Consider the following 21595-nt stretch of genomic DNA (forward strand, 5'->3'; position numbering starts at 1 on the left):
TTTAAATAATTTAGGAGACGAGGAGAGTAGGTATGAAAATTAAGTTGCCCAAATTACCTAATAACTTACCAAAAAAGAAGTGGATCATCCTGGGTGTTCTTGGAGTCGCTCTAATTGGAGGGGGGTTTGGGCGTATAAAAGTTTTTCAGCCAAACCTGCGACCACGACTACAGTCAACGGTAAAGTTACGCGTGGTAATGTGAGTAAAGTGATTACTGCTACAGGAACGGTTAGTTATCCGAAGCTTATTAATCTTACATTTGAACAGACAGAAAAGCTTATCGCTAAAAATATAGCTGTAGGAGACAAGGTTAAAGCGGGTCAAGTTCTCATGCAAATTGATCCAAGTAATTTACAACAAACGGTTAATCAACAACAAGCTAATCTTGCTTCAGCTCAAGCAAAGCTTAAACAAGTTCAAGAGGATGCTTTGCCTACTGCAGTATCTTCATTACAACAAGCTCAAGAAACTCTTAATACGAAGAAAACTGCCTTAGATACAGCTAAAAATAATGCAGATTCTGCTTATTTAGCCAATCAAGTAAATATTGCCAATCAAAATGTGACCCAGGCGAGTAATACTTTAGCACAGGCAATGGCTAGTGGAGAAAGTTCAAAAATCCAGTCGGCACAAACGGCTCTGACACAGGCTCAGCAGGCGCTTACGACGGCACAAAATGCTCAAAATGGTGGCGCTGCTACAGCCCTAAATATTGCTCAATCTGCATATGATGTTGCTCAGCAAAACTTATTACTTACTCAAGAAAAGGTTAATAAGTTAGAGAATGGTCAAAATTCGGCAGATATTTTGACAGCCCAAACCGCTGTACAACAGGCTCAAGCTCAACTTGAAACAGCCCAAACTAATTTGGGAAAAGCGACAATGACTGCTCCTTTTGATGGTGTGATTACGGCTGTCACAGGACAAGTCGGGCAAGTTATGGAATCGACTACGACATCAAGCTCCAAACCAGGAGTAACTTTGGCGGCTGATCCAGATGTCCTGCAAATTGATACGACGGTTGGTCAAGCGGATGTTAATAGTCTTAAAGTGGGCCAGAAGGCGGAGATCACCCTTGATACTCAAGCCGATACAAAAATATCAGGAACGGTGACAGCTGTTGCAGTTCAAGGAACTACTTCGTCGAATGTTACCACTTTTGGAGTGACGGTGACTGTTGATGAAAAGGGAACCATTTTAAAGGCTGGAATGAATGCTAACGTTAATATTATATTAGATCAAGTTAAAGATGTGCTGACGATTCCCAGTGAGGCTTTAAAAACACAGAATGGGAAGAACTTCGTACTTGTTCCGAATGCCTCTGGTGAAGCCGCATCCAGTAAAAGCAGCAATAAAGCGAAAAATAGTCAAACCTCTAATTCTCATTTAGTTCCAGTTGAAATCGGATTAAATGATGGGACTAATGTTGAGATAAAAAGCGGATTGACCGAAGGACAGGAAATTATCATATCTGTTGTCACAGCTGCAACATCAAAATCACCTTCAACTTCAACCCAAAAATCAAGTACGAGTAATAGGACCGGGGGATCTGATATGGGAGCTCTAAATCGGGCGACCAGTACAGGCGGGCAGGGTGGTCCACCTTCCGGTGCATCTGGCAAATAAATCGTAAATGGCTTTAATCATTTAAGATGTTAGTTATTGTTATTGTAGAGGAGGTTGAAGATTGATATCACTCAAGGGAATTAAGAAGATTTATTCTACGGGAGATATTGAAGTAGCAGCTTTGCGTGGTGTGGATTTGCAGATTGATGCGGGAGAATTTGTTGCAATCACCGGACCTTCTGGTTCGGGAAAATCGACAATGATGAATATTCTAGGATGTTTGGATAGACCTACTTCTGGTGAGTATTTTTTGGATGGGGCAGATGTTGCTCGTGCAACAGGAACCCAGCTTGCAGAAATTCGTAACCGGAAAATCGGGTTTGTTTTCCAGGGGTTTAATCTGTTGCCTCGTACTACCGCACTGGAAAATGTAGAGCTGCCTATGCTTTATGCTGGAGTACCTGCTAAAGAAAGACGTGAAAGAGCTATTGATGCTCTGGAATCAGTTGGCCTTGGGGATCGCATTCATCACCGTCCGAAGGAGCTTTCCGGAGGTCAGCAGCAACGTGTAGCTATTGCACGTGCATTGGTCACAAAGCCTGCCATTATTCTTGCGGATGAACCAACTGGAAACCTTGATACTAAATCGAGTATTGATGTTATGGCTATTTTTCAGAAGATCCACAGTGAGGGTAATACTGTATTGATTATCACTCATGAACCGGAAATTGTGCAGTATACTCGCCGGGTTATCTACTTTCGTGATGGAGCGGTTGAGGGAGATAAGCTAGTGGAAAACCCACGAAATGCTGCAGCCGATGTACAAAGTATGAATGTTGCTATATAAAGATTTTAATTGTTAACATTAGTAAAAGAGTAATAGGAAGGGGGGGATGGTTTTGAATCTGCTTGAATTAATTCGGATATCGATAAGAGCGCTGAAATCGAATAAACTCCGATCGATTTTGACAATGCTGGGAATCATTATTGGTGTGGCAGCAGTTATTGCCATGGTTGGGATCGGAAACGGTGCAACGGCTAACATTACCTCACAAATTAAGGGGCTTGGGTCAAACTTGTTAATTGTTTCACCCGGTCAAACCAACACGGGTGGGGTTAGAGGCGCGGCAGGAAGTTCCAACACATTATTAATGAAAGATGTTACGAAGATCCAGTCAAGCTGTCCAGCGGTAAAATCGCTTGCTCCCTTTGTAAGCACTAATGTTCAAGTTGTGTACGGAAGCGGAAATACATCAACAAGTGTAGCCGGGACTACGGAAACATATGCTGATGTTCGGAATTTGACGCTTTCACGGGGGCGGTTCATTACCAAAGAGGACGTCGATTCATTTACTCGTGTGGCTGTCGTCGGACCATCTGTTGTGGAAAATTTGATGGGAAGCAGCGATGCTGATATTATTGGCAAAACTATTAAGCTTAAAAACATTCCGTTTCTTGTTGTAGGGGTAACAGCAAGTCAAGGGTCTTCCGGAATGAACAATAATGATGACGTTGTCTATATTCCCATATCGACGGCCCAGGATCGACTCATTGGGAATAAATATTTGCGGTCAATATTCATTGAAGCAACAAGCGCAGAGATGATGAGCACTGCACAAGATGAAATAACTAGTACGTTACGCAGCTCACACAATCTCCAAACCGGTAAAGCTAATGACTTTACTGTTACCAATCAGGCGGATGTTTTAGCGACTATGGAAAATGTAACAAAGACGTTAACGATGCTATTAGGGGGAATAGCTGCCATTTCGCTTTTAGTTGGCGGGATTGGAATTATGAATATCATGCTTGTTTCTGTAACGGAACGGACAAGAGAAATTGGAATCCGCAAAGCGATCGGAGCCAAAAGTAAAGATATCCTGATTCAATTTCTCATTGAAGCCGTTGTTTTGAGTATTTTGGGAGGAGGAATTGGAATTCTCCTCGGCTGGAGCGGTTCTATTCTTGCTGGAAAGGCACTGAGTATGACAACAAGTATTAGCATGTTCTCAGTCTTTATGGCGTTTGGTTTCTCAGCAGGAATTGGAATCTTGTTTGGTGTTTTTCCTGCGAAAAAAGCGGCCAGTATGGATCCCATTGAAGCCTTAAGGTATGAGTAAAAGGAGAGGAGACTTTTTGTGAATTTTTTATTCAACCGATTTATTAAATATCTAAAGATAATAGCAGTAAGCCTTATTCTTTTGTCAAATTTCAATCCTCAGACTGTATTAGCTACAACTGATTCCGCTGGTAATTACACAGGTTACTTAAACTATATTCAGTTTATTTCTGATTCAGATAATAATGTCATTGTTGGTGAAACAAACACAATTAATTTTCGCCTTTTGGATAACAGCAATGAAGTTTACAGCGGAAACGGTCCGTTTATTGCGACGATCTTCGATCCCAATGGCAATAAAACAATGTATAATTTAAGCGGTAGTACTTCTGTTTCTAATGTAACCTTTGATACACCGGGTGATTATACAATGTATGTCACGGCAACTTCAAATACATTAGGTTTGGCAGCAGGGACAGAATCACTCGGTGTTGCTTCAGGGACTATTCATGTCAGAAGTGCTAAGATCGCAACATCTGGAGATTTAGCTCTTAATTATAGTAATACGGTTAAAGTTACGCTAACCGATAGCGATGGAAACATATTACCCCGTAAATCGATTACTGTAGATGCGACAAATGTAGGTGGAACGACTTCAACTTATACGACACTCTATGATGGAACATTTGATCTGATAATGACTCCGACTAAGGTAGGAAAAGTAACGCTAAACCACGGCGGGCATGATATCGGAACCATTAATGTTATTTCGGCTTATTCTTCCGGAAATCGAATTGGAAGTGGCGCTTCAGATAATGCAGATCGTTCGGTGGAAGTATCTGTAAAGGGCTGGAACTCTTCGACTAATGTTATACTCACTCGAGACGACGTTGTTGCAGATGCAATGGTTGCAGTACCTTTGGCAAAAAAGTATGATGCTCCGATCTTAATGACGCCTTCAAAAGAACTTAAGGCTAGTGTAGTGAGTGAGATTCTCCGGCTAAATGCTAAAAATGTATATATCATTGGCGGGGAGGGAGTTGTCTCTAGCGCAGTTGAAAGTCAGCTTCAAGGATACGGAATTTCTACACAACGTATCGCAGGAAGTGATCGTTATGAAACAGCAGCAAAAGTAGCTGGGCTAGTCGGTTCTTCGGGAACAGTTTATTTAGCCTATGGTTACGGCGAACCTGATGCTCTGGCAGCAAGTGCTTTAGCAGCTGAACAAGGAATACCGATTTTGCTAACAGATAAAAATGTTCTTCCAGATTCTACACGTAAGGAGTTGACAACTCTTGCTCCGCGAAATTTAAAACTGCTTGGAGGAACTGGCGTAATCAGCACTGATCTTCAGAGTTCCTTAACCCATAGTTATGTGGTTGAACGTTGGGGTGGAGCTGATCGATATGCTACAGAACAATTGATTTTCCAAAGTTATTTTGCTAATCAACATTCATCGAATACTTTTCCTGCTTATTTCACGTCTGCTTATGTTTCGCCAAATGATGTAAGCAATGGAACACCTTATGGTGATGCCCTGTTTACCGCTGCTTTAGCTGCTAAAAATAATGGCTTCGTCATTACATTACCGCCTGATGAAATACCTTCATCCATTAGTACATTTCTTCTCTATAATAAAGTTTTCATTCCTTCTGGGACAGTGGTCGGGAATAACTCGGCCATAAGTTATCAAGTGGAAGAAAAATTAAATCAGCTTTTAGCTAAGTAAGGATTTTGAATAAGGATTATAGAAATTAAATTTTTAACATTAGATCATGTTTGGTTATCTTCAGCAGGGGGACCTCGCGAATAAGGCGGTACGGTCCTCTTCTTCTTTTTATCTTCGAATGAAGTATTTATTTAGATATATAATTGAAACAACTAATTTTCTGGAGAGAAATTATTATGATTTAGGGAATATTAAATTGCAGGAATAATCATCTGAATGTCGAATATAACAGAACATAATTGGACTAATTGACTAATCCAAAATTATAATCCAATCCTTATTTTTAATAGCTGGAAGAAAAGGTGGAGCATATATTAAGGGGGGATTTTATGGAGCTTGACCGGAAAAATGGGATACCTTACTATATTCAACTTAAAGAACAAATTCGAAAAAACATTATGAAGGGAATGTGGCAGACCGGAAGCAAGCTTCCGACAGAAAGAGTTCTTGCTGAAGAGCTTCAGGTAAGCAGGAATACGGTGAGCCAAGCCTATAAAGAACTTGAAAATGAAGGAGTACTCACGTCAACTCAGGGCAGAGGTACGTTTGTTGCAGATACGATTGTGATTGCTCAGCAAGAAAGCCGTAAAGAGAAAATCCTTCGGATCATCGATGTTGCTATGGAGGATGCAGTCAGCCTGGGTTTCTCCATCAACGATTTTATTTCATTTGTTCATGTTCGCGGAATGGAGAAAAAGGAACTTCTGGCGAAACTTAAAGTCGCTTTTGTTGAATGCAATCCTGAACAGCTCGCTGAAGCTCGGTGGGATTTAGGCCCGGGAGTCACACTGATCCCTGTTTTGCTTTCTGAACTTAGAGAGCGCCAAGGACGGGAAAGAATGAAAGCTATGAACATGATTGTTACAGGTGTAAATCATCTTCAGAAGGTCAAGGATTTACTGGAGGGACTGGAACAGACTATTCTTGGGATCTCACTTCAACCGAAACTCGAAACCATCGTTAGGATAGCAAAGCTTCCTATGGAACGAGATATTGCCTTAATCTGCGAAAGCCGCGTTTTTGCTGAAAAGGTTGAATCCGCCTTAAATAATGCAGGCCTCTTTCCAAAACTTAAGATCTTGGTAAAACCAAGAGAAGAGGAAATACAGCAGCTGCTTCCTCAATGCAGTGCAGCAATCCTTGCTCCGATGATGAGAAAAATAACTGAACGCTGTCGGCCGGAACAAATGGAACTGATCGAATTCCGATTTGAGCCGGATACGGGCTCAATCAATTTAATCAGAGGCACATTACTCGAGCTTAAATCAAAGAAAGTTGTCGAATAGAGCATTCATTTTTTAATTCTTTTATGAGATATAGACATATTTAAATGGGGGTGCAGTGTGAAACATCAACACATTATCGGAATGTTTGATTCGGGGGTCGGAGGACTCACAGTCATGAAGGAGATTTTAGAGCGGATTCCTGAGGTCCGAATCATCTATTTAGGAGATACAGCCCGGGTTCCCTATGGGAATCGGAGCAAGGAAGAGCTTATCCGTTTTGGTGAAGAAATCATTACCTTTTTAATCAGCCAGGGGGCGGAAGCTGTAGTTGTGGCGTGTAATACAAGTTCGGCCAATGCACTCCCGGTTTTGAAAGAAAGTTTCGATATTCCACTGATCGGTACTATTGAGCCCGGAGCCCGTTTAGCGGTGAAAAAGACGATGGGCGGGAAAATTGGACTGATTGCAACGGAGGCGACTGTACGCAGCAAAGCGTATAGCTCAGCGATCAGCCGCGTTTTATCCAAAGGGGTGCTCCCGGATAATCAAGCGCTAAGTGAGGAGTGGCAGCATGGAGAGCAATCCATCTCTTTAGTTAAGTCCCAGGCATGTCCTTTGTTTGTTCCGTTAGTTGAAGCCGGATTGTCAAAAACTCCCGAGGCCAGAGGGATTGCCCGTACGTATCTCTCAGGCTTTGAGAGTGAAGGAGTAGATGCGTTGATTCTGGGATGCACCCATTATCCCTTCCTTGCTCCTGTAATTCGAGAAATCTTAGGGGAGAAGATTGAGTTGATCGATCCCGCACGGGCCATGGTACAAGAACTTAAAACCGTTTTGGATAAGCTGGATCAGACTCGTCAGACGAATCAAAAGCAGGAGTCAGTTCAGACTACGAAAGTTCCTTGGAAGCTTCGTTTTTACGTCAGCGGGGATCCGGAACTTTTCCAAAGCGTAGGCAACACGTTGCTTCCGGGACAAATTCAAGAGGTCAAGCAAGTCGTATGGGGAGACTAAATCGAACTTAGGTATAATCTGGAGGGATTATCATGGAACAAAAAACCTTGGTTCTCGGTGTAATTGGTGCGGATGTCCATGCCGTGGGCAACCGAATTTTAGACTATGCGTTTTCCCAGGCAGGATTTAAAGTCATCAATATCGGCGTGCTTGCTTCTCAAGAGGAGTTTATACAGGCGGCAATTGAGACGGATGCCGATGCGATTATGGTTTCCTCCCTTTATGGGCATGGTGAAATGGATTGCCGCGGACTTCGGGAAAAATGCCAGGAGGCCGGAATTGGAGATATTCTGATCTATGTCGGCGGTAATTTGGTCATCGGCAAGCAAGAGTTCGCGAACGTTGAAAAGCGTTTTAAAGATATGGGTTTTGATCGGGTTTATCCGCCAGGTACAATGCCGGAGACGGCAATCGCCGACTTGCATCGCGACTTAAAGTTTTAAGAAGTGAGGAGGGCCAGTATGCAGCACGTCCTTCTGATTGATTTTGGAAGTACCTATACAAAAATTACGATTGTGGATCTTGAACGTGAAGAAATCCTTGGTACGGCCCAGGCGGGTACGACAATTGGGTCCAATATCATGGAGGGCTTGAATAAGGCTTTGGCTCAGATCCCCGAGCCTGAAGGAGGCTGGAGATTTGTCCGTAAGCTTGCGTGTTCCAGCGCAGCCGGCGGGCTGAAAATGATTGCCAGCGGCCTGGTGAAGGAACTGACCGCTGAAGCGGCCCGCCGGGCGGCCTTAGGGGCAGGAGCCCGAATTTTGCAGGTCTTTAGTTATGAATTAACCGCTCAGGATCTTGAAAAAATTGTGGCTGCCCAACCGGATATTCTTCTGTTAGCCGGGGGAACGGATGGCGGGAATAAAGAGATTCTTTTAAAGAATGCTGAACGGCTCTGCGATCTTCCGATGAGCCTACCCATCGTTGTGGCGGGGAATAAGGCAGCATCTCCTCAAGCCGCTGAAATTCTGAAACGGCGTCATGCCCTCGTTGTTATCGCAGATAATGTGATGCCGGAGCTGAATGTTTTAGATGTGGACTCTGCCCGTCAAGCCATTCGGGATTTATTTTTGAGCAATATTATTCAGGCCAAAGGGTTAGATAAAGCGGAAGAGTTTGTGGAACGGGTGTTGATGCCTACTCCGGCTGCCGTCCTTTCCGCGGCAGAGCTTTTGGCCCAAGGATTTGATGAGGAGGAAGGATTAGGGGAACTCCTTATTGTCGATGTAGGCGGAGCGACGACGGATGTTCATTCCATTGCGGTCGGAGATCCATGCAAGCCGGGTGTAATGTTAAAAGGATTGCCTGAGCCTTATGCGAAACGGACGGTCGAAGGAGATCTTGGAATGCGCTACAGCGCCGAGGCTCTTGTTGAAGCCTCCGGCCGCCGACTTAAGCAGTATTTAGGCTGGAGCAGTGAAGAGGTTAATCTTCAGCTTGAGGTTTGTAAACGAGAACCCTGGTGGGTTCCCAAGAATGAGCGCGAAATTCAGTTTGATACAGGTCTCGGACGTATGGCGGTTGAACTTGCCGTCAAACGTCATGTCGGGACTTTAGAGGTTGTTTATACACCCTTTGGAGCAACGTATGTACAGTATGGCAAAGATTTGACGCAGCTGCCTGTAATTATTGGTACAGGAGGGGTCTTGCTTCATCACTCCCAACCTGAGGAGATTCTGCGCGGCGCTTTGTTTGATTCGGCAGAACCAACTATTCTTAAGCCGCAGCAGTCCGATTTTTATTTAGATCAGGAATACATTCTTGCGGCAATGGGGTTATTACGGGAGATTGCCCCATTAAAGGCGCTCCGTATGTTGAAAAAATATTTGCTTAAGCTATAGGAGGTAGAGTCATGGAATTAACCGTCAAACAGATGGATCCCGAAGAGTTTGCCCGGCAGCGTAAGGATGTTCTGGCTCAATGGGCAACGGGTAAAGAGGTTAATTTTGAAGAAGCCGTTGAATACCATAAGAACTTGCCTAAAAGCAAAGTCTTTGCCCATAAGCTTGAAGAGGGAAAACGCCAAGGGATCACTTATGCACAGCCTCGTGCCGGTGTTGCTCTTCTTAATGAACACTTAGAACTTTTAAGATATCTTCAAGATGAGGGCGGAGCTGATTTTCTGCCGACAACGATCGATTCCTATACACGGCAAAACCGATATGCAGAGGCTCAAGCAGGAATTGACGAAAGCCGGTCGGTCGGACGTTCGATGCTCAATGGCTTTCCGGCGGTTAATCATGGGGTAGCCGCATGCCGTCAAGTCGTGGAAAATATGCAAGTTCCTGTTCAAGTTCGGCACGGGACTCCTGATGCCCGGCTATTGGCTGAAATTACGCTGGCCGGAGGATTCACAGCTTATGAGGGCGGCGGTATTTCTTACAATATTCCGTATGCAAAGGATGTTTCTATTGAGAGTACGATCAAATACTGGCAGTATGTCGACCGCCTGGTTGGGCTTTATGAGGAAAAAGGAGTAAGCATTAATCGGGAGCCGTTTGGTCCGTTGACAGGTACGTTAGTTCCTCCGTCAATATCCCATGCGGTGGCAGTGATCGAGGGAGTTCTCGCGGTTGCTCAGGGTGTCAGAAGTTTAACGCTCGGGTATGGGCAATGCGGGAATTTACTTCAGGATGTTGCCGCATTGCATACTCTGCCCATGATTACCGAGGAATATCTTAAAAAGCTGGGGTATACGAATTTTAATATTACAACCGTATTCCATCAATGGATGGGAGGATTCCCGCAGGATGAGGCAAAGGCCTATGGAGTCATTTCCTGGGGAGCTGCAGCGGCGGCCTTAGGAAAGGCAACGAAGGTCATCGTCAAGTCGCCTCATGAAGCATTGGGTATTCCCACAAAGGAGGCCAATGCGGCGGGAATTCGGACGACAAAGCAGATCTTAAGCATGTTGAAGGATCAAACGCTCCCTATGACTGAGGAACTTGCTTTTGAGGAGAAAATGATTATCAATGAAACTCGGGCGATCCTTGATAAGGTCTTAGAGCTTGGCGAGGGCGATATCGCTGTCGGTACGGTCCGTGCTTTCCAAGCAGGAGTCATCGATGTGCCGTTTGCACCGAGCCGTTTCAATGCCGGTAAAATTCTGCCGGCACGGGATTCACAAGGAGCAGTTCGACTGCTCGAATTTGGCAATCTTCCATTTGGGACGGAGATTAAGAAATTCCATCAGGAGCGGATCGCTCAGCGCGGACGTGACGAGGGAAGAGATCCGTCCTTCCAGATGGTTATTGACGATATCTATGCGATTGGCAAAGGGATGCTGGTTGGGAGACCGAGGTCATAAGCGCGCCGTTTTGGCCACGGTCGCTAATGGCGTTCGCAGACCGAACTAGAGCTCAGAAATCAGTCTCCGGCAGGGTTGTCGCGTGTCTTCGCCCGATTTGTCTAGATGGCAAATCGCACTTGTTTCCATGGCACACGCGACACTTGACACGTCCTGTGTCATCGCCTGGCAAAATCGTTTCCCGATAGTCTCCAGTGGAGAGTATCGCACTTGTTGACTCTGTTGCCAGCTGCGCAACCTTTCGCCGGTGAGATGTTCTTATGAGTATGCGGCTCGGGGCGAAAACCTTCACCGGAGGCTTTCGGTCTTGACGCAGCCCTGCCTACGCCTGTTTTCTTCGCTAAGTTCGGTTAGCTGCTCGCTTTAAGACACTCCCTTTGGACAAAACGACGCTTGGGCAGATATATGGGGAGTTCTTGAGAGCAAGATTTAAGGCAGTGTTGTTAGTTGGGGCTTTGGGTCCTGATTGGGTCAAGGCATTGGAAACCACACTTGCTGTACGGTTGCCTCGCCTTCTTAGAAGTGAGTGAGCATATGCATGAACTGCTTTTTATAGATACGAATGTTTAAGTTCGAAATGTAGAAGCTAAGTAAATGAACTCTTATGGGAGGGTATATCATGAAAATAGTTGAGGTTCTTGCTTCACCAGGGTTAACAGGATTTTACTTTGATGATCAGAAGGCGATTAAAGCTGGAGCGGGTCATGATGGTTTTGCGTATACCGGTTCGCCGATGACTCCGGGGTTTACAGCCGTCCGCCAGCGGGGTGAGTCGATATCAATTATTTTGATGCTAGAGGACGGGCAAGTGGCTTCAGGAGATTGTGCTGCGGTTCAGTATTCCGGTGCCGGCGGCCGGGATCCTCTCTTTTTAGCTAAAGATTTTATTCCGATTATTCTGGAGGAGATTCGTCCGAAATTAGTGGGGCAGGAGTTAGATTCGTTCCGAAGGATTGCCGATCTGGTGGAACATTCGGTTCGCCCCAATGGAGAGCGTTATCACACGGCAATCCGTTATGGAGTGAGTCAGGCGATTCTGGATGCGGTAGCAAAGGCAAAGAAGATTACGAAGACAGAGGTTATTTTAGATGAGTATCATCTGCCGATGGTGCTTGAGCCTGTGCCGATTTTTGCTCAAACGGGGGATGACCGCTATGACAATGCGGATAAGGCGATCCTTAAACGAGTAGGGGTTTTGCCTCATGCACTGATCAATAACGTTGAGACGAAGCTGGGCAAAAACGGTGAACTCCTTTTAGAGTATGTCGAGTGGCTTAAAAACCGGGTTATTGTGCTGGGCGATCCTAATTATCGGCCGATCCTTCACATTGATGTGTACGGAACGATTGGGTTAGCGTTTGAAAATAATGTGGAACGCATGGTAGAATATTTTGCAGCGTTGGAGAAGGCAGCGGAGCCTTTGCATTTACGGATTGAAGGCCCCATGGATGCAGGAAGCAAAAAGGGCCAAATCGGGCAGATTAAAGCTTTGCGTGAGGCGTTGAAAAAACGGGGAATTAAAGTTGAGGTCGTCGCTGATGAATGGTGCAATACCTACGAAGACATTGTCGAGTTTGTAGATACTCAAGCAGCCGATATGGTGCAAATTAAGACCCCGGATTTAGGCGGGATTCAGAATACCATTGAAGCGGTGCTTTACGCAAAGAAATTTGGAGTCGGTGCCTATGTAGGAGGATCTTGCAACGAGACGGATTCCGGTGGACGAACGGCAGTCCACGTGGCTTTAGCAACCCGGCCTGATCAGATGCTCGCGAAACCGGGAATGGGTGTGGACGAAGGATATATGATCGTGCATAATGAAATGAATCGGACGTTGGAGATTCTTCGTTATAAGCAGAAGGGCAAGACGCATGAGAATGAGGCGTTTTGGAGCTAAGTTTTTAAGTATTTAACAGAGGAGTAATAGAGTTTAATGGTCAAGATTGGTTTAACAACAACTGTTCCTGTAGAAGTGATCTACGCTGCCGGGGATATTCCGGTGGATTTAAATAATATTTTTATTACAAGTCCTAAGGCAATGAACCTGATTGAAGAGGCAGAACTCGCAGGGTATCCGCGAAGTGTCTGCGGTTGGATCAAGGGGCTCTATTCAACGGCCTTGGCAAATCCCGAGATCAATCGGATTATTGCCGTAACTCAAGGTGATTGCAGCAACACCCATGCCTTGATGGAAACTTGGGCGGAGCAGGGAATTGAAATCATTCCTTTTGCTTTTCCCTATGACGGCGATGCGGATATGCTCCGTTTGCAGCTGGATAAGCTGATTCAAGCTCTGGGAACAACCTGGGATAAGGTCTATGAACAGAAGGAACGCTTGGATAAGGTTCGGGCGCTGGCTTGGGAATTAGACCGCCTTACTTGGGAAGAAAACAAAGTTACAGGGTTCGAAAACCATTTGCAGCTTGTCTCGTGTTCTGATTTTAATAGTGACCCGGAACGATTTGCCGCAGATCTGGAAAAACTTATGGCCGAGGTTAAGGAACGAGAACCTTTAAATCTTAAGTTTAAAGGGAAAAAAAAGCGTGAGCTTCGTATCGGTTATATGGGAGTTCCGCCGATTATGCCTGATCTCTATAATTTTCTCGAGGAACATGGGGCACGCGTTGTGTTTAATGAGGTTCAGCGGCAGTTTAGTATGCCGTTTGCAACTCAGGATATAGTTGAGCAGTACCGGCTTTATACGTATCCTTATTCGATATTTAATCGGGTTGAGGATGTGGCACGGGAAGCGGAACGACGCAATCTGGACGGGATTATTCATTATACACAGAGTTTTTGCTACCGACAGATTGAGGACTTGATTGTCCGCAAGCGGCTGGATTATCCTATTCTTAATCTTGAGGGAGAAAACCCAACAGGGCTTGATGCGCGAAGCAAGATGAGGTTAGAGTCGTTTTTGCAGATGCTGCGTGATTAAACAGCTCACTGATTTTGGAAGCTGGGTTATTGATGTGTTTCTTCTTAAGTTACGCTATTGGCTGATTTATGTTTTTCATTCAATATAAACTAAGTATTGTAATAGCACTTCCTAATAGGGAGTGCTTTTTTTGAGGTTAAACCCTAAATACAGAAGTACGAATTAATGATAATTTAACAATGAGATAATTTATGGCGCATTTGGCGGATTTTGTGCAGTAAAGCCCTCCGATCGTCCATGACAAAGGGCCTTGTTCTTAAAATTACTCTTGGAAAGAGCTCTATTAAACTTATTGGCTGGAATCTATTAGTATTTTTTTAAAAAGTGACAGTTTTCCCCATGATTTTCAAAGGGACTATGAGATAATTTAAGGAAGGGGGTATGCAGATGAAAACAAAAATAGTATTTACATTATTAATTATTTTAGTAATGTTATTACAACCAACCTTAGTTTTAGCAAATTCGTCTCTAAGATTACAAGATAATAGGGTGATAATAGATACTTCTATTAGTTTGAACAAAACTTCAGATGTTTTAAAGATTGGTGAAACAGAAATTTTAGTACCTGAAATAATGGCACCTATGCAATTCGCAGTTTGGTCATCATCAAATGACAGTATTGCTACAGTAAATATGAAAGGAAAAATAACTGGAGTAAGTCAAGGAACAGCAAGAATAACTGTTAAATCAATGTATGATTTTAAGACTGCAACTTGTACAATAACGGTAAAGGATGATAACTCTGATATAGTTAAATTTAAAGATAAGAATTTAGAGCTTATTGTAAGACACGCGATAAATAAACCTAAAGGGGAAATATATAAAAGTGATGTTAAAAACATTACAAAATTAGCACCACCGTTTGTAAAAACAGATCCATTTAGTGGTGAAGTTCTACCTGCAGATATAGATGGATTCAGTGGAGAAGATCCAATTGGAAAGATAACTGAATTGAATGGAATTGAATATTTAACCAACTTATCTTATCTTTCCTTGCCACATAATGAAATTAGGGATCTTGGCCCACTAAAAGGACTGAAAAATATTGAATGCCTTGCTTTAGATAATAACAGAATCAGTGATATAAGCGAATTACATGGGTTGACTAACCTAAAACAACTTTCATTGTATAATAATGAGATTGATGATATAAATCCATTGGAAGGATTACAATATTTATCTTATCTCGATTTAGGTTATAATAAAATTAAGAATATCAATTATTATCAAATTAGAAGTATATGTGTATTTGAGGGAAACGATCACATGAGTCACATGTATTTAGATCATAATGAGATTAATGATACAGATATAAAAGAGATAGAACATAATTTTGGTGTTGAATTTTAAAACTAATAAATTGCATAACGTTAAGTTTATCAAATTGAATAATATAATATGAGATAAAAGAGAGCTTTAGAGCTCTCTTTTTTAAAATTTAATTTGTTGGTATACAAAACGGAATTTCATTACAAAAAGGACTTGCGAACACATTAGGGGTACTTTTGTAACAGCTTCGCGAAAGACCCATTTTGCGTAATAATTTAAATTTGCAAGGTGAAGGTAATGTATCTTGGCAAGTTAGGAAAAGAATAAAAAAGACAGAAAGTCTTAACAAAAAAATGTTAGACTTTCTGTCTTTTCTTTTCTAAAACTATCTTTCGTCGAATCCATATATCACATTAGATACCGCAATATGACAGCAACATACAGCTTTATTGCAGCAATATAGTCCTTGATTTCAACATATTCATTCGGCTGATGAGCCATCGTCTCATCGCCGGGTCCAAGGATCAGGACTGGAATATCTAAGGCGGGTACAAAAACTGAAGCATCAGTATAGTATTTTACACCGCAAGGCTTCAGTTCAATTCCTAAAGTCGTTTTAGCTTCCTGAATGCTCATCTGAATGATCTCCGCTTCAGGGTTTGTCTCCACAGGTGCACGATTATTGAGGACTGTGAAGGAGGCTTTAAAATCGGGGTTGGTCTGTTCCAGTTCATCTAAGATTTTTTGAATATCATTGATGATTTGGCTGTGGTCCTGTCCGGGAACGGTTCGAATATCAACCGTCAGTTTACAGGAATCCGGAACAACATTCGTTTTTACTCCACCTTGAATGGTTGCGATATTCATACTCGGTTCGCCTAATAACGGATGAGGGGAATATTGAAAACTGTAATGAACAAGTTTATTGATAATTGCGTTCATCATCAAGACGGCGTTTGCACCGCATTCAGGCATTGAACCATGAGCAGTTTTTCCTACAGTAGTAAATTCAAGCCATAAAGCCCCTTTAGTTGCGGCAAACAGCTTTAAGAGACTGGGTTCGCCGATAATGGCGGCCCCAATGTTTTGAAGATACCCTCGGGTTAAGAGATCTTTAGCTCCGAGACTATCGGCTTCTTCTCCTGCTGTTCCTGTTATGAGCAGATCACCTTTTAACGGGACTCCGGCTTGGGCGATTAAACCGGCGGCAACGACTAACGCCGCCAGTCCGCTTTTCATATCGGAGGCCCCTCGGCCATAAAGCTTACCAGCATCGATCACTCCCGAAAACGGGCCATACGTCCAAGCTTGGGCACCTGGCGGAACAACATCGAGATGGCCGTTCAGTAGTAACCCTTTCTTTTCGCCGCTTCCAGGTATGCACCCAACGACATTTCCGCGTTCATTTCCGAGATCATCGATATGGCTTTTCAGGCCAAAGCTGTTCAATACATCAGCTAAGTACTGCGCTAATACCTTCTCTGATCCGGGCGGATTTGTCGTATCCATTTGAAGGGAATGTTTCAGAATATCCACTGCTTTATCTTCATCCAGTAATTTGATCACTTCATCATACCAAGATTTCATGTTATCACTCCTCAACCTGCCGCGTCGACACTTTTATGGAGATAAGCCTGTTGAATCTTTTCTTTGCTGATGGCATCGTCCCCGCTGCTTTCCAAGATGATTTCGCCTTTTTGAAGGACATAAGCATAATCCGCTATCGCAATCGCTTTATGCGCATTTTGTTCAATCAGCAAAATCGTGGTTCCATCTTCACGATTGACGCGCACGATCGTATCAAAGATTTCCTTAATTAAGATAGGGGCTAAGCCTAAAGAGGGTTCATCCATCAGCAGCAATTTGGGATTGCTCATCAATGCCCGGCACATGGCGACCATTTGCTGTTCGCCTCCGCTTAAGGTCCCGGAAATTTGCTTTTTTCGTTCTTCCAAGCGGGGAAAAAGCTTATAAGATTTTTTTAAATTTTCTTGAATCTGTTTTTGATCTTTAATCGTACATGCACCAATTAAAAGGTTTTCTTCGACGGTCAATTTGGAAAATAACCGTCGACCCTCAGGAACCGAGGCAATTCCTAATCTGACAATATCGGGTGTTCTAAGGGAATCAATCCGCTTTCCTTGGTATAGGACTTCACCTGAAGTCGGTTTTACTAATCCGACAATGGTCTTAATTGTTGTTGTTTTTCCTGCACCGTTGCTTCCAAGCAAACAGGTGATTTCCCCTGCTCGTACTTGAAGATTGACGTCCCTAAGGACTCGAATCGCGCCGTAATGTGTGGTTACATTGTTAAACTGCAGCATCGTTGTCATCCTCCCCCAAGTAAGCATGGATTACCATCTGGTCTCGACTGACTTCGGCAAATGTTCCCTCAGCAATTTTTTCCCCTGAACTTAAGCACATAACACGATTGGCCAAACCTTCGATCAGCCCCATATCATGCTCAATAACAATAATGGAAATCTGAGGTTGGATTTCGCGGATCTTGCGGATATCATGGACGAGTTCCGTCGTTTCATTGGGATCCATGCCTGCTGAAGGCTCGTCCAGAATGAGCAGTTTAGGCTTGGAAACCAACGCCCGGCAGATTTCTAAGCGTCTGCGGTCGGCATAAGACAAGCTGGCGGCTAGCTTATCTTGTTGCTGCAATAAATTTTGACTGAAGAAACTCAGGATTTTTTGAGCCTCCGCAACAGCCAGTGCCTCTTCTTCACGTTCCCGGCGGCTGCGAAAAAGGGCATCCAAGATAAAACTCTTTTGCCGGCTGTGAAGACCCATTAAGACATTTTCCAAAACGTTGAGTTTCCAAAAGAGGCGGCCATTCTGGAACGTCCGGGCAATTCCTAAGCGGAAAGCGTAATCTGGACGGGCTTCGGTAATCTGTTGACCTAAAAAATAAATTTCACCGGCAGTCGGTTTATAAATACCGGTCAGCATATTAAAAAAAGTGGTTTTACCTGAACCATTTGGTCCGATAATTCCAACGGTCTCTCCTTGAGCAATTGTAAAATCAACTTTATTGACGGCGACTAGACCACCAAACTGCATGGTGAGCTGTTTTGTCGTTAAAAGTTCCATTCCATTCACCTCTTACTTGTCCATAATGAAGTAAACTTACGGGTCTGTGCCGGAATTAAACCATCCTTTTTAAAGAAAAGGATGAGGACAATGACGATTCCATAAAACATATTCCGATAATGTGCAAACGCTTGGAATTTTTCGGGGATGATCGTTAAGAGAACGGCTCCCAAGATAACCCCGGGAATGGAATCGATCCCTCCCAGAAGAATCATGCTGAGAAAGATGATAGAGTAATTATACGTAAAATTCTCCGGAGCAATAAACCCAACCATTCCGGCATAGATGACTCCGGCAACGCCTGCAAACGCCGACCCCAGCGCAAAGGCCCAGAGCTTGTTTTTGGTTAGATCAACTCCATAGCATTGTGCAGCTAACTGGTCTTCCCGCATGGCATTCCAGGTTAAGCCGGTTAAGGAGTGGGAGATATTTTTAGCGACTAAAACGGCCAAACCCACAAAAACCAGCATTAAATAATAGTAATTTGCATGAAAGGGCAATTGGATAAAGCCAAGATCGACGATTGAATTAAACGAATAACTCCCGATATGAGGCGAAGGGATATTGATTAAGCCATTCGTTCCGCCTGTAAGGCCTTCCAAGTTAATCAACAATTGATAAACAACTAGACCAAAAGCAATCGTAACGAGCGAGAGGTAATGCCCTTTAACCCGCAGAGCAGGCAATCCTAAGAGGAATCCAAACAGCATGACGATGACTACGGAGATAAAAAGGCATGCCCAAAATGAAACTCCATAGCGCAGGGCTAAAATTCCGTAAGTATAAGCCCCGATTCCGTAGAAGGCAGCATAACCGAGGGAAGTTAATCCGGCATTCCCAACCATCACATTCAGCCCCAAGGCTAACATCACATAGAGTCCGGTCATGATTGCAACTTGAAGCCAGTACGGATTGCTCGCTTCAAGAATTGGAAAGGTCAAAAGCAAGATAAAGAAGAATCCAGTGGCGAAGCCTTTATGCTCGGTAAAATCCTTCTTCATGGATTGATATAAACCGGGGGCCTTCTTTTGCAGCCCGAGGAATACGCCATAGGTGCCGAGTGCTAAGGCGATAAAGATAAAATAGTTTTCCACGATAATCATGGCTAAAAAGATACTATAGAAGAGAATTTCTAAGCCGACGACTTTGAGTGCTTTTTTTAAGGTTAAATGCATTCGGAACACCCCCTTTATACTTTCTCGTATACTTTTTCACCAAAAATACCTGAGGGTTTAAAGACGAGGAATAAAATAACGATGACGAAGCCGATAACATCCTGATAACGAGAACCGCCGGGAATATATGCGGAAGCAAACATTTCAAGGAAGGCCAGCAAGAACCCCCCTACAATCGCTCCGTAAATATTTCCTAAGCCGCCTACAACGGCAGCGGAAAACCCTTTGATGCTGATTAAGAAGCCCATATTAAATTTAATGATGTTGTAGTACATTCCGTTGAGTAATCCGGCCAAAGCTCCTAAGGCGGAACCAATCATAAACGTTAAGATAATCACTCGATTAATATCTATTCCCATCATCATTGCGGCTTCTTTATCCTGCGAAACGGCAATCATGTAATGTCCGAATCTTGTACGGGTTACAATTAAATGAAGCAAAAGGATAAGGATGAGTGATAAACCAATGGTAAAAATTTGCTCATATTTAATAATGGCTCCGAATAAATAAATTTTGGTTTGGGGAAAAAGGTTTGGGAAGGCCAGAGGATTAGCTCCATTGGGATAAAAGAGCATTACAGCTTCCCGAATAATGATGGAAATACCTAATGTTAATAAAAGAAGCATTAAATCAGAGGCACCCCTCAGCGGACGGATGATCACCCTCTCAATTACTCCGCCTGCCAGGCCGCCGCCCACCATAGTAATGACAATGACGAGAAGGAGAAGCAATAAGAAGCTTGAAGTTAACGTTGATCCTGTTAAAAATCCCAAAGCAGTCAGCGCGATAAAAGCTCCGAGCATAAAAAGTTCACCATGGGCAAAGTTGATAATATCGATTACCCCGAAGAATAGAGTGAAGCCAACCGCAACTAGAGCATACATAGCGCCTAAGCTCAAAGCGTTAATGAGTTGTTGAGTTAACATCCCAAAATCCATACCTGACTCTCCTTTCTTAAAAGTAAATCCCGCCATGAAGGCGGAATTTACTTAGAATGAACTTAAGCTAAAATTTCATGACTATTGAATTTTCCCATTGGCAATTTTATATTTTGAATCGGCTAATGGAATCCATTTTCCATCTTGAACAACATAGGTCAGGACTGTATTAAGGGTGGTTTGTCCATCTGAACCAAAGCTTGTTTTTCCGAGAATTCCTTCAAAATCTTTTGTGCCTTTGATTGCTTTGGCTACTGTGGCACGATCCGTGGACTTCGTCGTTTTCAACGCTTGGATAATAATATTCACGCCATCATAGGCAAAAGGACCATAAGCTTCATAATACTCTTTGTAGTTTGCGGCATTGTAAGCATCGATGAACTCTTTGCCTTTGGGCAGTTTCTCAATCGGGCTGACGAGACCATGAGCAATTGTTCCTTCTCCGGCAGTTCCGGCAATTTCAGTAAAGGTTTTCGAGTGAATTCCAGAATCGCTCATAAAGATCGCCGAAATATTTAATCCGCTCATTTGACGTTTAATTAATCCTGCCTCAGTGGCTAATCCGCCAAAGAAGATCATATCCGGAGACTCCTGTTTGATCTTTGTTAACAAGGCAGAGAAATCTTGCTGCCCCACGGAAATTCCATCAAAGCTCAAGATGGTTGCCCCGTTTTGTTTGGCTTCCTCTAAAAATTGTTCAGCATTTGTTTTACCGTAATCCGTCTGATCATGGATTACCGCGATTTTTTTCACACCAAATTGTTTTGTCGCTACATCACCTGCGTAGATGTTTTGTACTTTGGAAGAGGTAATTACCCGGGTGATTTCTGGATAACCATCAGCGGTAATTTTATCATTGATTGCAGCAGCAATGACTGCCGGAAGTCCGTATTTATGAAAAACATCTTTAGTTGCTAAGGCAACACCACTGTTAAAGTGAGCTACAGCAGCAACTACACTGGGATCACTAGCAACCTTATTGACCGCGTTAACACCTGTTGCAGGATCACCGGCGTCATCCATAACAACAAGCTCTAGATTAAAAGGTAAATCGCCTTTGGCATTGGCTTGTTTAACAGCTAACTCTGCCGAGTTTCGCATACCTAGACCAACGGCGGCATTTGAACCGGTGATCGGTGCAATGAAGGCGATCTTAGCTGTCTTTTTCTGGGTTCCTCCAGTGCCGCAACCTGTGAGCAGAATTGATAGAATCATGGTGAAGGATAAAATAACTGCAATTCCCTTTTTCATTAGATAAACCCCTTTCTTTAATA

General features: G+C 43.4%; 18 protein-coding genes. 12 read left to right on the forward strand and 6 right to left on the reverse strand.

Features of this window, described 5'->3' with window-relative positions; genetic code table 11:
* Positions 1–79: 79 nt before the first annotated feature.
* The 12 genes from ACHOLT_RS06105 (at position 80) to ACHOLT_RS06160 (ending at position 15190) form a co-directional block, all read left to right on the forward strand.
* A complete protein-coding gene (locus ACHOLT_RS06105) occupies positions 80–1627 on the forward strand; it encodes an HlyD family efflux transporter periplasmic adaptor subunit (protein ID WP_425806505.1) in 1548 nt (515 codons plus the stop codon).
* Positions 1628–1688: 61 nt separating this feature from the next.
* Positions 1689–2414 carry an ABC transporter ATP-binding protein gene (locus tag ACHOLT_RS06110; RefSeq protein WP_425806507.1) on the forward strand — a complete coding sequence of 242 codons (726 nt, stop codon included), beginning with the start codon at positions 1689–1691 and terminating at the stop codon, positions 2412–2414.
* Positions 2415–2466: 52 nt separating this feature from the next.
* A complete protein-coding gene (locus ACHOLT_RS06115; RefSeq protein ID WP_425806509.1) occupies positions 2467–3687 on the forward strand; it encodes an ABC transporter permease in 1221 nt (406 codons plus the stop codon).
* Between the two features lie 18 nt (positions 3688–3705).
* Positions 3706–5355: a cell wall-binding repeat-containing protein gene (locus ACHOLT_RS06120; protein ID WP_425806512.1), complete on the forward strand. Its 1650-nt coding sequence runs from the start codon at positions 3706–3708 to the stop codon at positions 5353–5355.
* 329 nt (positions 5356–5684) lie between these two features.
* Positions 5685–6641: a GntR family transcriptional regulator gene (locus tag ACHOLT_RS06125; RefSeq protein ID WP_425806513.1), complete on the forward strand. Its 957-nt coding sequence runs from the start codon at positions 5685–5687 to the stop codon at positions 6639–6641.
* A 57-nt stretch (positions 6642–6698) separates the two neighbouring features.
* Positions 6699–7595: a glutamate racemase gene (gene murI / locus ACHOLT_RS06130; protein ID WP_425806515.1), complete on the forward strand. Its 897-nt coding sequence runs from the start codon at positions 6699–6701 to the stop codon at positions 7593–7595.
* 32 nt (positions 7596–7627) lie between these two features.
* Positions 7628–8038: a methylaspartate mutase subunit S gene (gene glmS, locus ACHOLT_RS06135; RefSeq protein WP_425806516.1), complete on the forward strand. Its 411-nt coding sequence runs from the start codon at positions 7628–7630 to the stop codon at positions 8036–8038.
* Between the two features lie 18 nt (positions 8039–8056).
* A complete protein-coding gene (gene glmL, locus ACHOLT_RS06140) occupies positions 8057–9436 on the forward strand; it encodes a methylaspartate mutase accessory protein GlmL (protein WP_425806518.1) in 1380 nt (459 codons plus the stop codon).
* Positions 9437–9447: 11 nt separating this feature from the next.
* Positions 9448–10902, forward strand: coding sequence for a methylaspartate mutase subunit E (locus tag ACHOLT_RS06145; protein ID WP_425806521.1), 1455 nt, complete (start codon positions 9448–9450; stop codon positions 10900–10902).
* 619 nt (positions 10903–11521) lie between these two features.
* Positions 11522–12799, forward strand: coding sequence for a methylaspartate ammonia-lyase (locus tag ACHOLT_RS06150; protein ID WP_425806524.1), 1278 nt, complete (start codon positions 11522–11524; stop codon positions 12797–12799).
* Positions 12800–12835: 36 nt separating this feature from the next.
* Entirely contained in the window at positions 12836–13840 is a 1005-nt protein-coding gene (locus ACHOLT_RS06155; RefSeq protein ID WP_425806525.1) for a 2-hydroxyacyl-CoA dehydratase family protein, read from the forward strand.
* A 387-nt stretch (positions 13841–14227) separates the two neighbouring features.
* Positions 14228–15190: a leucine-rich repeat protein gene (locus ACHOLT_RS06160; protein WP_425806527.1), complete on the forward strand. Its 963-nt coding sequence runs from the start codon at positions 14228–14230 to the stop codon at positions 15188–15190.
* Between the two features lie 327 nt (positions 15191–15517).
* On the opposite strand, the gene ACHOLT_RS06165 is transcribed toward ACHOLT_RS06160, so the two are convergent.
* The 6 genes from ACHOLT_RS06165 to ACHOLT_RS06190 form a co-directional block, all read right to left on the reverse strand.
* The gene (locus ACHOLT_RS06165) at positions 15518–16696 is read right to left on the reverse strand and encodes a M20 family metallopeptidase (protein ID WP_425806529.1); all 1179 of its coding nucleotides are present in this window, start codon (positions 16694–16696) and stop codon (positions 15518–15520) included.
* 11 nt (positions 16697–16707) lie between these two features.
* Positions 16708–17433 (reverse strand): ABC transporter ATP-binding protein, encoded by a 726-nt coding sequence (locus ACHOLT_RS06170; protein ID WP_425806530.1) that lies wholly within the window; start codon positions 17431–17433, stop codon positions 16708–16710.
* A complete protein-coding gene (locus tag ACHOLT_RS06175) occupies positions 17420–18208 on the reverse strand; it encodes an ABC transporter ATP-binding protein (RefSeq protein ID WP_425806532.1) in 789 nt (262 codons plus the stop codon). The genes ACHOLT_RS06170 and ACHOLT_RS06175 overlap by 14 nt, the downstream gene beginning before the upstream one ends.
* 5 nt (positions 18209–18213) lie before the next feature.
* Entirely contained in the window at positions 18214–19383 is a 1170-nt protein-coding gene (locus tag ACHOLT_RS06180; protein ID WP_425806534.1) for a branched-chain amino acid ABC transporter permease, read from the reverse strand.
* Between the two features lie 14 nt (positions 19384–19397).
* Entirely contained in the window at positions 19398–20321 is a 924-nt protein-coding gene (locus ACHOLT_RS06185; RefSeq protein ID WP_425806536.1) for a branched-chain amino acid ABC transporter permease, read from the reverse strand.
* Positions 20322–20402: 81 nt separating this feature from the next.
* Positions 20403–21572, reverse strand: coding sequence for a branched-chain amino acid ABC transporter substrate-binding protein (locus ACHOLT_RS06190; protein WP_425806537.1), 1170 nt, complete (start codon positions 21570–21572; stop codon positions 20403–20405).
* Positions 21573–21595: the final 23 nt, after the last annotated feature.

It is taken from the genome of Desulfitobacterium nosdiversum, assembly GCF_049860565.1.
In the GTDB taxonomy this organism is placed as follows: Bacteria; Bacillota; Desulfitobacteriia; order Desulfitobacteriales; family Desulfitobacteriaceae; genus Desulfitobacterium_A; species Desulfitobacterium_A nosdiversum.